At 68.6% G+C, this 11794-nt stretch carries 11 protein-coding genes; 7 read left to right on the top strand and 4 right to left on the bottom strand.

What is annotated here, in order from left to right:
* The first annotated feature begins 31 nt into the window (after positions 1-31).
* Both FHT37_RS02740 and FHT37_RS02735 read left to right on the top strand, forming a co-directional pair.
* Entirely contained in the window at positions 32-583 is a 552-nt protein-coding gene (locus FHT37_RS02740) for an antitoxin Xre/MbcA/ParS toxin-binding domain-containing protein (RefSeq protein WP_254783228.1), read from the top strand.
* Positions 580-1056, top strand: coding sequence for an RES family NAD+ phosphorylase (locus tag FHT37_RS02735; RefSeq protein WP_183478696.1), 477 nt, complete (start codon positions 580-582; stop codon positions 1054-1056). The genes FHT37_RS02740 and FHT37_RS02735 overlap by 4 nt, the downstream gene beginning before the upstream one ends.
* Positions 1057-1515: 459 nt before the next feature.
* On the opposite strand, the gene FHT37_RS02730 is transcribed toward FHT37_RS02735, so the two are convergent.
* Complete coding sequence (locus tag FHT37_RS02730; RefSeq protein WP_091723686.1) at positions 1516-2598, bottom strand: TRAP transporter substrate-binding protein; 1083 nt, start codon at positions 2596-2598, stop codon at positions 1516-1518.
* A gap of 191 nt (positions 2599-2789) precedes the next feature.
* Positions 2790-4157, bottom strand: coding sequence for a metalloprotease PmbA (gene pmbA / locus FHT37_RS02725; protein WP_091723683.1), 1368 nt, complete (start codon positions 4155-4157; stop codon positions 2790-2792).
* 121 nt (positions 4158-4278) lie between these two features.
* On the opposite strand from pmbA, the gene yjgA reads away from it, so the two are divergent.
* The 3 genes from yjgA to FHT37_RS02710 all read left to right on the top strand — a co-directional run bounded on the left by yjgA (position 4279) and on the right by FHT37_RS02710 (position 6087).
* Positions 4279-4890: a ribosome biogenesis factor YjgA gene (gene yjgA, locus FHT37_RS02720; protein ID WP_183478695.1), complete on the top strand. Its 612-nt coding sequence runs from the start codon at positions 4279-4281 to the stop codon at positions 4888-4890.
* The gene (mog, locus tag FHT37_RS02715) at positions 4883-5497 is read left to right on the top strand and encodes a molybdopterin adenylyltransferase (protein ID WP_091723678.1); all 615 of its coding nucleotides are present in this window, start codon (positions 4883-4885) and stop codon (positions 5495-5497) included. Before yjgA ends, mog begins: the two co-directional genes overlap by 8 nt.
* Before the next feature lie 86 nt (positions 5498-5583).
* Positions 5584-6087 carry a peptidylprolyl isomerase gene (locus FHT37_RS02710; RefSeq protein WP_091723675.1) on the top strand — a complete coding sequence of 168 codons (504 nt, stop codon included), beginning with the start codon at positions 5584-5586 and terminating at the stop codon, positions 6085-6087.
* A gap of 60 nt (positions 6088-6147) precedes the next feature.
* Here FHT37_RS02710 and cysE read toward each other — a convergent pair whose 3' ends face one another.
* Both cysE and FHT37_RS02700 read right to left on the bottom strand, forming a co-directional pair.
* The gene (cysE, locus tag FHT37_RS02705; RefSeq protein ID WP_091723672.1) at positions 6148-6915 is read right to left on the bottom strand and encodes a serine O-acetyltransferase; all 768 of its coding nucleotides are present in this window, start codon (positions 6913-6915) and stop codon (positions 6148-6150) included.
* A 109-nt stretch (positions 6916-7024) separates the two neighbouring features.
* Positions 7025-7846 (bottom strand): RNA methyltransferase, encoded by an 822-nt coding sequence (locus FHT37_RS02700; protein WP_091723670.1) that lies wholly within the window; start codon positions 7844-7846, stop codon positions 7025-7027.
* Positions 7847-7968: 122 nt separating this feature from the next.
* On the opposite strand from FHT37_RS02700, the gene FHT37_RS02695 reads away from it, so the two are divergent.
* Both FHT37_RS02695 and mutS read left to right on the top strand, forming a co-directional pair.
* On the top strand, positions 7969-8928 hold the full coding sequence (locus FHT37_RS02695) for an inositol monophosphatase family protein (RefSeq protein WP_091723668.1): 960 nt from the start codon (positions 7969-7971) through the stop codon (positions 8926-8928).
* Positions 8929-9168: 240 nt separating this feature from the next.
* Positions 9169-11769 carry a DNA mismatch repair protein MutS gene (gene mutS, locus FHT37_RS02690; RefSeq protein ID WP_255488616.1) on the top strand — a complete coding sequence of 867 codons (2601 nt, stop codon included), beginning with the start codon at positions 9169-9171 and terminating at the stop codon, positions 11767-11769.
* The last annotated feature ends 25 nt before the right edge of the window (positions 11770-11794 follow it).

Genomic DNA, 11794 nt, shown 5'->3' with positions numbered 1-11794 from the left:
GAGCAATACTGAGCGCTCGAAGGAGCGCATCATGGCCAAGTCGATTTCAGCAGCACGCCAAGCAATGAAGACCTCATCCAAGGCGCTCACCCAGAGCGGACGGCTCACATCGACCAGGAAGGTATTGGCGTTCGCCTGCACGGAACATCTGAACGCCGAGACCTACCGGATCCTGTTCTACGCCGAGCCCATGGAACGGGTCGTCATCGTCAAGCAGGGCATCCATCCCTGCGTCGTAGAAGACCTCGCGAAGCAGATGGCGATGCCGAAGGAGAAGTTTCTGGGCACGCTCGGATTGGCGCGTGCGACCGTTGAGCGCAAGGCTCGCGAGAACAAGCTGCTCTCGCCGGACGAAAGCTCGAAGGTCATCGGCATGGCGCGCCTGGTCGGCCAGGTGCAGGCGATGGTCGAGGAGTCCGGCGACCCGACGGACTTCGATGCACCCGCCTGGACCGCGACGTGGCTGGATCGTCCGCTGCCGGCGTTGGGAGGCAGGAAGCCCGCTGATTTCATGGATACCGCGGAAGGTCAGCAGTTGGTGTCCAACCTGATCGCGCGCATGCAGAGTGGAGCCTACGCGTGAGCATCCAGCTCTGGCGGATCGCGACGGACACCCGCGAGTACCTGGCCGAGGACCTCAGCGGCAAGGGCGCGGAAATCTCGGGCGGCCGTTGGAATCGTGCTGGGCGTCCGGTTGTCTACACCTCGGTCACCGCCTCCCTGTCCTGCCTGGAAACTGTCGTGCATCTGCAAGATGGCTCGCTCCCGCTCAATCGCTATCTCATTCGGATCGACGTGCCGGAGGAGGTGTGGGCCTGCAAGTCCGTTCTTCGGGCGGAAGACCTGAACCCGGGTTGGAGCGCTATTCCCGAGGGGCGGGTTTCGCTGGACATCGGGGACGCATGGCTGACGCAAGGCGAATCACCGCTCCTGGTGGTGCCGTCGGTGATCGTTCCCGAAGAATCGAACGTGCTCATCAATCCGATCCATCCAGCGATCAAGGACATCACGGCCAGCAAGCTGCGAGCATGGCACTACGACCGCCGCATCAAATGAACGGGCCGATGGGCGTGGCCGGCCGCCGCAGTTGAGCGCCGCGGCCGAGGCTGTCTCTCTTTTCAATGAATCGACTTGGGGCCAGTCGGACGGCTGCTTGGAGTAGGCTTTGCCCCATGCGAAATCCCGCCCGAATCGACGAGATCCTGTCAGCGTTGCGAGCCGCTTGGGAAGAGTCACCTGACCTACGCCTTGGGCAGTTGATCGTCAACGCCGTTCGTCCCACCACCCCCTGCCCTGAGGTCTTTTACGCTCGGGACGAGGATCTAGTTCGAAGACTGATGGACTATCGCGCGATGGTGCGCGCGGCCAAGCAAAACGCGGATTCGGGACGAAGCTGACGACTAGATCCGGCCACCCGCGATGCCTCGCTTCCGGCTGGTCAGCAACACGCCCCTCCAAAAGCCAACAAGCCGTGCCCTCCCGGACACGGCTCGCTTCAATCAGGCCTGAGCTCGCTCAGAACCGCTGCGACTGCATGAAGTCGTCGAAGCCCGCTTCCGCGAAGCGGAACCACAGGTTCTGGTCGCGCCGGAAGTTGGCGTAATCCTCGTACACCTTCTTCCAGTTCGGGTTCTTCGCCGACAGCTCGCTGTACAGCGCCATCGACTCCTTGAACGCCAGGTCCATCGCATCCTTCGGGAAGCGCATCAGCTTGGTCTTGGCCGCCACCAGCTGCTTGAGCGCCTGCGGGTTCAGCACGTCGTACTTGGCCTGCATGTCCACATGGGTGTAGGCCGAGGCCGCCTCGACGATCGCCTTGTACTCCGCCGACAGGCCCTCGTAGGCCTTGGTGTTGATGTAGAAGTCGACCTGCGGGCCGCCTTCCCACCAACCGGGGTAGTAGTAGAACGGCGCGACCTTGTTGAAGCCCAGCTTCAGGTCGTCATACGGTCCCACCCACTCGGCCGCATCAATCGTGCCTTTCTCCAGCGCCGAATAGAGCTCGCCGCCCGGCAGGTTCTGCGGCACGCCGCCCATGCGCTCGATCACCCGGCCGGCGAAGCCACCGATGCGGAACTTGAGGCCCTTGAAGTCGGCCGCCGACTTGATCTCCTTGCGATACCAGCCCGCCATCTGCGCGCCGGTGTTGCCGCCGGGGAAGTTGATGATGTTGTAGTTCCGGTAGAACTCGCGCATCAGCTTCAGGCCATTGCCGTGGAAGGTCCACGCGGTCATCTGCCGCGAGTTCAGCCCGAACGGGATCGACGCGCCGATCGCGAAGGTCTCGTCCTTGCCGAAGAAGTAGTACGGCACCGTGTGCGCGATCTCCACCGTCGCGTTCTGCACGCCGTCGACGACGCCGAAGGCCGGCATCAGTTCGCCGCCCGCATGCACGCTGATCTGGAACTTGCCGCCGCTGAGCTCGCTGACCTTCTTGGCGAAGACCTCGCCGCCGCCGTAGATCGTGTCGAGCTGCTTGGGGAAGCTCGAAGCCATGCGCCAGCGGATGTTGGCCTGCGCATGCACGATGGCCGGGGCCGCACCGGCGGCCAGCACGCCGGCCAGGCCGGCATTCTTGACGAAGGAACGACGCTCCATGAAGTCTCCTGTTTCGCTGCTTTCGTTGGTATGGACCACCCTCCCGGGGCGGCCTTGGGCGCACGCAGGATTAACCACCGCCGGGCTGGCGTCAACCTGACAAGCCCGGGGGGCGCCCAGGACGGCGGCGCGAAAAAACAGAAGCGGCGCCGAGGCGCCGCTTCATCGGAAAACGGAGCAGCCCGGGCCGTTCAGGCGCCGGCCAGCTTCATGCGCTCGATCAGGATCGATCCCACCGTCTTGCTGCCCAGCGTGTAGGTATCCGCGCCGATGCCGACGATCTGCTGGAACATCTCCTTGACGTTGCCGGCGATGGTGATCTCGTGGACCGGATGCGCGATCACGCCGTTCTCGACCCAGTAGCCGCTCGCGCCGCGCGAATAGTCGCCGGTCACGTAATTGACGCCCTGCCCCATCAGCTCGGTCACGAACAGGCCGGTGCCCAGCCGGCGCAGCATCGTCGGCAGGTCGTCGCCGGGCGCGGTGGCCTTGCTGCGCATCGTCAGGTTGTGGGAGCCGCCGGCGTGCCCGGTCGTGCGCATGCCCAGCTTGCGCGCCGAGTAGGTCGACAGGAAGTAGCCCTTGAGCACGCCGGCCTCGACCACGGTGCGGGCCTTGGTCGTCACGCCTTCGTCGTCGAAGGGCGAGCTGCCCTTGCCCTTGAGCACATGCGGGTCCTCGACCACCTCCACGTGCGGTGCCAGGACTTGCTGATCCAGGCTGTCGAGCAGGAAGCTCGCGCGGCGGTACAGCGCGCCGCCGCTGGTGGCCTGCACCAGCGCGCCCAGCAGGCCGGCGGCGACCGGCGCCTCGAACAGCACCGGCACGCTCGCCGTTCTGACCTTGCGGCCCTTGAGGCGGGCCAGCGCGCGCTCGGCGGCATAGCGGCCGATCGATTCGGGCGACGACAGCTCGGCCGCGTCGCGCATCGAGCTGTACCAGGCGTCGCGCTCCATGCCGGCGCCGCGGCCGGCGATCGGCGCCACCGACACCGAATGCCGCGAACTCGCATAACCGCCGCGGAAGCCGCGCGAGTTGCCCGAGAAGAAGTGCGACTGCTGCGCCGACACCGCCGCGCCTTCCGAATTGGTGATGCGCGGGTCGGTCTTCAGCGCCGCGTCCTCGCAGCGCAGCGCCAGCTCGGCCGCCTGCTCGGCGGTGATCGCCCAGGGATGGAACAGGTCCAGCGACGGCCGCGCGGCTTCGTCCAGCGACAGGTCCTGCTCGTCAGGCAGGCCGGCGAACTCGTCCTCGGCGGTGAAGCGGGCGATGTCGTAGGCGGCGCGCACGGTGTCGCGCAGCGCCTGCGGCGAGAAGTCCGAGGTGCTGGCGTTGCCTCTGCGCTGGCCCAGGTAGACCGAGATGCCCAGCGACTTGTCGCGGTTGCGCTCGACGTTCTCCAGCGCGCCGCGCCGCACGGACACCGACATGCCGCTGCCCTCGGACACTTCCGCGCCGGCGTCGCTGGCGCCCAGGCGCTTGGCCTCGGCCAGGACGTCCTCGATCAACTGGCGGAAATGGTCCTGGCTGTAGGCGAATCCTTGCTCGGCTTGACTCATGAATGCGGTCTCTGTGAAAGCAGCGCGGCCTGGGGAGATCCGAGGCCGCGGCGGGGTGGCGACTATCATACGGGCGCTGTGCCCCGCCCCTTCCGGTCGGGGCTTCTCGCTTTCTTCCCCCATGCACCCCGATCACGACGACCACGACGACCGCGCGGACTTCGACGACTTCGAAGACGACCGCCCCAGCAAGAGCCAGCTCAAGCGCGACATGGACGCGCTGCAGGCGCTGGGCGCCGAACTGCTGACGCTGCCCGAGAAGCGCGTGGCCGCGCTCGACCTGCCCGAGGCGCTGATGGACGCGATCAAGGAAGGCCGCCGCATCGTGGCCGGCACCGCCCGCAGCGGCAAGAAGCGCCATCTGCAGCTGATCGGCAAGCTGATGCGCCAGGTCGATCCAGCGCCGATCCGCGAGGCCGTGGCCGAGTTCAAGCTTGGTCGCGCGCAGGATTCGCTCGAGCTGCACCAGGCCGAGCGCTGGCGCGACCGCCTCGTCGAGGACGACAACGCGCTGCAGGGCTTCATCGACAGCTTCGAAGCGGTCGACGTGCAGCAACTGCGCAGCCTGATCCGCGCCGCCCGCAAGGACCGCGCGCAGGCGGTCGAGCAGCGCAACGGCCGCGCCTGGCGCGAGCTGTTCCAGTTCATCAAGGCGCACCTGCTGGCCGCCAAGGGCGGGTCGCGCGACGAAGACGCCGCGGACGATGGTGACGACGAGAGCGACGATGAGTGACGCCGCCCCGGTCGACGCCGCCGCGCTGCCCCCGCCCGAGCCGGTGCGGATCGGCATCGTCTCGATCAGCGACCGCGCCTCCAGCGGCGTCTACGAGGACAAGGGCCTGCCCGCGCTGCAGGACTGGCTGCGCTCCGCGCTGATCAATCCGATCGAGTTCCAGCCGCGGCTGATCCCCGACGAGCGCGAGCAGATCGCCGCCACGCTGCGGGACCTGGTCGACGAGGCCGCCTGCGACCTGGTGCTGACCACCGGCGGCACCGGCCCCGCGATCCGCGACGTCACGCCCGAGGCGACGATGGACGTCGCCGACCGGGTGATGCCGGGCTTCGGCGAGCAGATGCGGCAGATCTCGCTGCACTTCGTGCCCACGGCCATCCTCTCCCGGCAGGTCGCGGTGATCCGCGGCCGCGCGCTGATCATCAACCTGCCAGGTCAGCCCAAGGCAATCGCGGAGACGCTGGCCGGCCACGCCGCGGCCAGCGGCATCTTCGCCGCGGTGCCCTACTGCATCGATCTGCTCGGCGGCCCCTATCTGGAAACCCGCGACGCGGTCTGCGCCGCGTTCCGTCCCAAGACCGCGCAGCGCCCACCGCGTCCGGCGTGACCGCGACGACGGCGGCCGCCGCAGGCCCCTGCCCCGCCGACGCTTCAACCGCTTCCACGAGAAGCCCCAACGAGAAACGACACCCCATGAAGATCACCAAGGACACCATCGCCACCGTCGAGCTGAAGGTCGCCAACAAGCTCGGCCAGGTCATCGAGAAGACCGACGAGCCGATGGCGCTGCTGATCGGCGGCTACGGCAACACGCTGCCGGCCATCGAGACCGCGCTGGAAGGTCAGGAAAAGGGCTTCGCCACCACCATCGAACTGACGCCAGAGACCGGCTTCGGCGAGCGCGACGAAAGCCTGCTGATCACCATCCCCAAGAAGGACTTCCCGCCCGGCGTGAAGGTCGGCGGCCAGCTGCAGATCCGCCAGGCCAAGGAGGGCGAGGAGGAACCGGCCGCGGATGACGGATTCCACGTCTTCACCGTCGTGAAGATCAAGGGCGACACCGTGCACCTGGACGGCAACCATCCGCTGGCGGGCCAGCACCTGAAGATCAGCGTCAAGGTCAAGGACGTGCGCGCCGCCACGCAGGAAGAGATCGAGCACGGCCACGCCCACGGCGATCACGGCCACCATCACTGATCTCTCATTCCCTCTCCCCCGCGAGGGGGAGAGGGAGTTGGAGAGCGCCGCGTCAGCGACTCACTTCACCAATCTCGACAGCTCGGCGGCGTCGAAGTTCTCGGCCTGCTGGGCCTCTTGCGGCACGCAGTCCTTGCGCTCCGCCTCCGACAGCTTCGCGATCGCCTGCCACAGCAGCGCGATCTGGTGCTCGTGCCCCGCCGCGTTGTCGATCAGGCCCTTCATGGCCTGCGCGACCGGGTCGTCGCCCTGCGTCACGCCGTAGGCCGAGAATCCCATGCGGGCCGCGGCCTCCTCGCGCTGCGCCTCGACCTTGGCTTCGATGATCCGGGCCGGGTTGCCGACCGCCGTCGCGCCCGGCGGCACCGGCTTGGTCACGACCGCGCCGGAACCGACCCGCGCGCCCTCGCCGACGGTGAAGCCGCCGAGGATGCAGGCGTTGGCGCCGACGATCACACCGCGCTCCAGCGTCGGATGCCGCTTGGCGCCCTTCACCAGCGAGGTCCCGCCCAGGGTGACGCCCTGGTAGATCGTGACCTCGTCGTGGATCTCGGTCATCTCGCCGATGACGATGCCCATGCCGTGATCGATGAAGACCCGCCGGCCGATGGTCGCGCCGGGGTGGATCTCGATCCCGGTCAGGAAGCGGCCGATGTGCGAGGTGAAGCGCCCCAGCCACCGGAAACCACGGGTCCAGAACCAGTGCGCGCAGCGATGCACCATCAGCGCATGCAGACCCGGATAACAGGTCAGCACCTCCCAGGCCGAGCGGGCGGCGGGGTCGCGTTCGAGGATGCAGGCGATGTCTTCGCGAAGACGCTGGAACATGGTGGGGGAACCCGATGCAAGCCCGCGTGGGGCTCGGTGATGAGGGTCGGCCAGTTTAGCGGCGGGCCTCAACCTTGCCCGCCTCAGGCCTTATGGGGAGCACGTCCGGCTACTCGTCTCCCCCGAGTGCGGGGGGCGTGTCCGCCGCCGGGCGGGTCTTCTCGATCGCACGGGCGATGCCGCGCAGGATGTGGACCTCTTCCTGCGTCAGCCCGGCGCGGTTGAAGAGCTGGTTCAACCGCGGCATCAGCTTCTTCGGCGCGGCGGGATCCAGGTAGCCCAGGTGAACCAGGCTGCCCTCCAGATGGGTGAGCAGGCCCTGCACCGCCCGCGCGTCGGCCAGCTGCGGATCGGCGGTGCGCGCCGCGACCTCGTAGCCGCCCAGCGCCTGGCGCCAGTCGTAGGCCAGCAGCTGCACCGCCTGGGCCAGGTTCAGCGAGCCGTAGTCGGGATGCGTCGGGATCGACAGCACCGCATGCGCGCGATAGACATCCTCGTTGCTCATGCCGTAGCGCTCGGAACCGAAGAGGAAGGCCACCCGATGGGGGTGGCCGGCGGGGTCGGCGGGGTCGGCGGGATTGGCGAGTCGCGCGAAGAGCTCGCGCGGCTGGTGGGTCGGCGGACCGAAATCGCGCGGCGTCATCGCGGTGGCGCAGACGAAGGTGCAGCCGTCCAGCGCGTCCTCCAGCCGGTCGACGATGCGGGCGCGGGCGAGGATGTCGGCCGCGCCGCTGGCCATCGCGACGGTCTCCTCCTGGCTGAGCACGTCCGCGAAGCGCGGACGCACCAGGACCAGGTCGCGGAAGCCCATCACCTTCATCGCCCGGGCGGTCGAGCCGACGTTGCCGGGATGGCTGGTCTCGATCAGCACGAAGCGTGTCGGATCGGACGCCAGGGGGGTTGCGTTCAGGCCGGAGTCAGCCGGGGGCATAGGGGAAACCACGAGTCTGTGCCAAAATCGCGCATTATCCGCGCCGGACGTTGGTCGACATCGACGTCCGGCGCTTGCTCTTTCCCTTCGCCAGTCCACTTCTTCCACAGGAATCGTCCCGCATGACGCAAGCCGCCCTCCATCCCATGCTCAACGTCGCCATCAAGGCGGCGCGTACCGCCGGCGCGATCATCAACCGCGCGTCGCTGGACCTGGACATCCTGAAGATCAACACCAAGTCGCCCAATGACTTCGTGACCGAAGTGGACCAGGCCGCCGAGCAGGCGATCATCGAGACGCTGCTGCAGGCCTACCCCGACCACGGCATCCTGGCCGAAGAGTCCGGCCGCGAACACGGCGCCAAGCACTCGGAGTTCCAGTGGATCATCGACCCGCTGGACGGCACCACCAACTTCATTCACGGCCTGCCCTTCTATTGCGTGTCGGTCGCGCTGGCGCACCGTGGCGTCGTGCAGCAGGCCGTCGTGTACGACCCGACCCGCAACGACCTGTTCTACGCGACGCGCGGCCGCGGCGCCTTCCTCAACGACAAGCGCATCCGCGTGTCCAAGCGCACCCGCATGAGCGATGCGCTGATCGGCACCGGCTTCCCGTTCCGCCGCGGCGACAACTTCAAGCGCTACCTGAAGATGTTCGAGGAGATCTCGCAGCAGGTCGCCGGCGTGCGCCGCCCCGGCGCCGCGGCGCTGGACCTCTGCTACGTGGCGGCCGGTCACTACGACGGCTTCTTCGAGACCGGCCTGAACCCGTGGGACGTGGCCGCGGGCTCGCTGATCATCACCGAGGCCGGCGGCCTGGTGGGCAACTTCACCGGTGAGCCGGACTTCCTGCACCAGCGCGAGATCGTCGCCGGCACGCCGCGCATCTACGGCCCGCTGGTGCAGATCCTGGCGCCCTACTCCCGCGTGATCTCGCAGGACGACCTGGACGCCGACGCGGCGGCCACCGAGACGCCGGCCGACAAACCCGCCCCCAAAAAGAAGGCCGCCGCGGAAGGCGACGCCCCCAAGAAGCGGGGCCCGGTCCGGATCAAGAAGTCGGACGACGGCGCCGAGGCCTGACGCCATCCCCGATGCCATCGGCCTGAACAGCCGCCGCGGCGTTCCTGACGCCAGTATCGCGAAGCCCTCCCTTGGAGGGCTTTGTCGCTTTTGGCGCAAGTGCATCGAGCCGCCCGCGCCGCATCGGACCTAGCATGGCCTCCTGCCTCTCTCGCCGCGTGCGGCCATGCCCTACACTCCCTTCCCAGCCACCCAACGCGACGCCCTCCCACCGAGGGCGTTGTCCATTTCCCTCCTCCGATGAGCAGCGCCGCGACCGACGATTTCAGCCAGCACACGCCGATGATGCAGCAGTACTTCCGCATCAAGGCCGAGCATCCCGACACGCTGGTGTTCTATCGCATGGGGGACTTCTACGAGGTCTTCTTCGACGATGCCCGCAAGGCCAATGCGCTGCTGGACGTCACGCTGACCACGCGCGGCCAGAGCGGCGGCGAACCGGTCGTCATGGCCGGGGTGCCGGTGCATGCGCTCGAGTCCTACCTGGGCAAGCTGATCCGGCTCGGCGAATCGGTGGCGATCGCCGAGCAGGTCGGCGAGGTCGGCGCGACCAAGGGTCCGGTCGAGCGCAAGGTGGTACGCGTCGTGACGCCCGGCACCATCACCGATTCGGAGCTGCTGGCCGACAAGCAGGACGCGATCCTGCTGTCGCTCTCGACCCAGGGCAAGACCATCGGCCTGGCCTGGCTGTCGATGACGCAGGGCGAGATCGGCCTGGCGCAATGTGGCGAGCGCGAACTCGGTGCGTGGCTGGCGCGCCTGTCGCCGGCCGAGGTGCTGGTCGACCGCGAGAAGCATCCGCAGGCGGTGCTCGCCGCGCGGCTGCCGATCACCAACCGCCAGGCCTGGCAGTTCGACGCGGCGCTGGGCCTGCGCAAGCTCTGCACGCAGCTCGGCGTGGCCAGCCTGCAAGGCCTGAACGCCCAGGACCTGCCCGCCGCGCATGCGGCCGCCTCCTGCCTGCTGGCCTATGCCGAGAGCACCCAGGGCAGCCGCGCGCTGACGCATGTGAAGCGGCTGCAGGTGCTGCGCGCCACCGACCTGCTGGACCTGCCCCCCGCCACCCAGCGCAACCTGGAACTGACGCAGACGCTGCGCGGCGAGACCTCGCCGACGCTGCTGTCGCTGCTGGACACCTGCCGCACCGGCATGGGCAGCCGCGCGCTGCGCCACTGGCTGCTGCATCCCCAGCGCGAGCGCGCCACGGCCCATGCGCGCCAGGACGCGATCGCCGAGCTGATGACGACCGGCTTCGAACCGCTGCGCGAAGCGCTGCGGCAAGTTTCCGATGTCGAGCGCATTGCGGCGCGCATCGCGCTGCGCCAGGTGCGTCCGCGCGAACTGGCCGGCCTGCGCGCCACGCTGCAGATCCTGCCGGAACTGGCGCAGACGGTGCCCGCCGGCGCCGCGCTGCTGGATCAGCTGGGCGAAGGCCTGCGCGCCTCGCCGCACATCGCCGAGCTGCTGACGCGCGCGATCGCCGAGGAACCGGCCGCGCTGATCCGCGAGGGCGGCGTCATCGCCAAGGGCTTCGACGAGGAGCTCGACGACCTGCGCGCCGTCCAGACCAACTGCGACGATTTCCTGATCGCGCTGGAGACCCGCGAGCGCGCCCGCACCGGCATCGCCAACCTGCGCGTCCAGTACAACAAGGTGCATGGCTTCTACATCGAGGTCACCAACAGCGGCCTGGAGAAGATCCCGGCCGACTACACCCGCCGCCAGACGCTGAAGAACGCCGAGCGCTTCATCACGCCGGAGCTCAAGGCCTTCGAGGACAAGGCGCTGTCGGCGAACGAACGGGCGCTGGCCCGCGAGAAGATGCTGTACGAGCTGGTCATCGACCAGCTGTCCGAGGAAATGCAGGCGCTGGGCCGGCTGGCGCGCTCGCTGGCCGCGCTGGACGTGCTCGCCGCGCTGGCCGAGCGCGCCGCCACGCTGAACTGGTGCCGCCCCGAGTTCGTCTCGCATCCCTGCATCGACATCCAGGGCGGCCGCCACCCGGTCGTCGAGGCGCGACTGCGCGAGACTGGCGCCGGCGAGTTCATGGCCAACGACTGCCGGCTCGACGCGCGTACCAAGCTGCTGGTCATCACCGGCCCGAACATGGGCGGCAAGAGCACCTTCATGCGGCAGGTCGCGCTGATCGCGCTGCTGGCGGCGATCGGCGCCTACGTGCCGGCCACCGCCTGCCGGCTGGGGCCGATCGATGCGATCCACACCCGCATCGGCGCCGCCGACGACCTGGCCAACGCGCAGTCGACCTTCATGCTGGAGATGACCGAGGCCGCCGCGATCCTGCACGCGGCCACGGAGCAATCGCTGGTGCTGATGGACGAGATCGGCCGCGGCACCTCGACCTTCGACGGCCTGGCGCTGGCCGGGGCCATCGCGACCCACCTACACGACAAGTGCCGCGCCTTCACCCTGTTCGCGACCCACTACTTCGAGCTGACCGAGTTCCCGGCCAAGCACCCGCAGGCGGTCAACATGCATGTGTCGGCGGTCGAGAGCGGCGAGAACATCATCTTCCTGCACGAGATCCAGCCCGGCCCGGCCAGCCGCAGCTACGGCGTGCAGGTCGCGCGCCTCGCCGGCATGCCCTCGCCGGTGGTGCGTCAGGCCCGCGCCGCGCTCGAGGCCCTGGAGGCCCGCGCCACCGAAGGCGAGACGCAGATCGACCTGTTCGCCCCGCCGCCCGAGCCGGCGCCCGGCGCCTCGGCCGCGGAGCCCTCGGAGCTGCTCGACGCGCTGCGGGACCTGGATCCCGACGCGCTCAGCCCGCGCGAGGCGCTCGCGGCGCTCTACCAGCTCAAGACGCTGGCGACGACGCGCGCCTGAGCCGCCGGCCGCCGCAACGACCCGC

The sequence above is a fragment of the Mitsuaria sp. BK037 genome, from assembly GCF_014193045.1.
Classification (GTDB): domain Bacteria; phylum Pseudomonadota; class Gammaproteobacteria; order Burkholderiales; family Burkholderiaceae_C; genus Roseateles.
The sequence above is the reverse complement of the archived record's forward strand: the minus strand, read 5'-3'. Positions and strand labels throughout refer to the sequence as shown.

What these genes read in the sequence shown, in the direction of transcription:
- FHT37_RS02740 (WP_254783228.1), top strand. Translation starts at nt 32, where the DNA reads ATGGCCAAGTCGATTTCAGCAGCACGCCAAGCAATGAAGACCTCATCC.
- FHT37_RS02730 (WP_091723686.1), bottom strand. Translation starts at nt 2,598, where the DNA reads ATGGAGCGTCGTTCCTTCGTCAAGAATGCCGGCCTGGCCGGCGTGCTG.
- pmbA (WP_091723683.1), bottom strand. Translation starts at nt 4,157, where the DNA reads ATGAGTCAAGCCGAGCAAGGATTCGCCTACAGCCAGGACCATTTCCGC.
- yjgA (WP_183478695.1), top strand. Translation starts at nt 4,279, where the DNA reads ATGCACCCCGATCACGACGACCACGACGACCGCGCGGACTTCGACGAC.
- mog (WP_091723678.1), top strand. Translation starts at nt 4,883, where the DNA reads ATGAGTGACGCCGCCCCGGTCGACGCCGCCGCGCTGCCCCCGCCCGAG.
- FHT37_RS02710 (WP_091723675.1), top strand. Translation starts at nt 5,584, where the DNA reads ATGAAGATCACCAAGGACACCATCGCCACCGTCGAGCTGAAGGTCGCC.
- cysE (WP_091723672.1), bottom strand. Translation starts at nt 6,915, where the DNA reads ATGTTCCAGCGTCTTCGCGAAGACATCGCCTGCATCCTCGAACGCGAC.
- FHT37_RS02700 (WP_091723670.1), bottom strand. Translation starts at nt 7,846, where the DNA reads ATGCCCCCGGCTGACTCCGGCCTGAACGCAACCCCCCTGGCGTCCGAT.
- FHT37_RS02695 (WP_091723668.1), top strand. Translation starts at nt 7,969, where the DNA reads ATGACGCAAGCCGCCCTCCATCCCATGCTCAACGTCGCCATCAAGGCG.
- mutS (WP_255488616.1), top strand. Translation starts at nt 9,169, where the DNA reads ATGAGCAGCGCCGCGACCGACGATTTCAGCCAGCACACGCCGATGATG.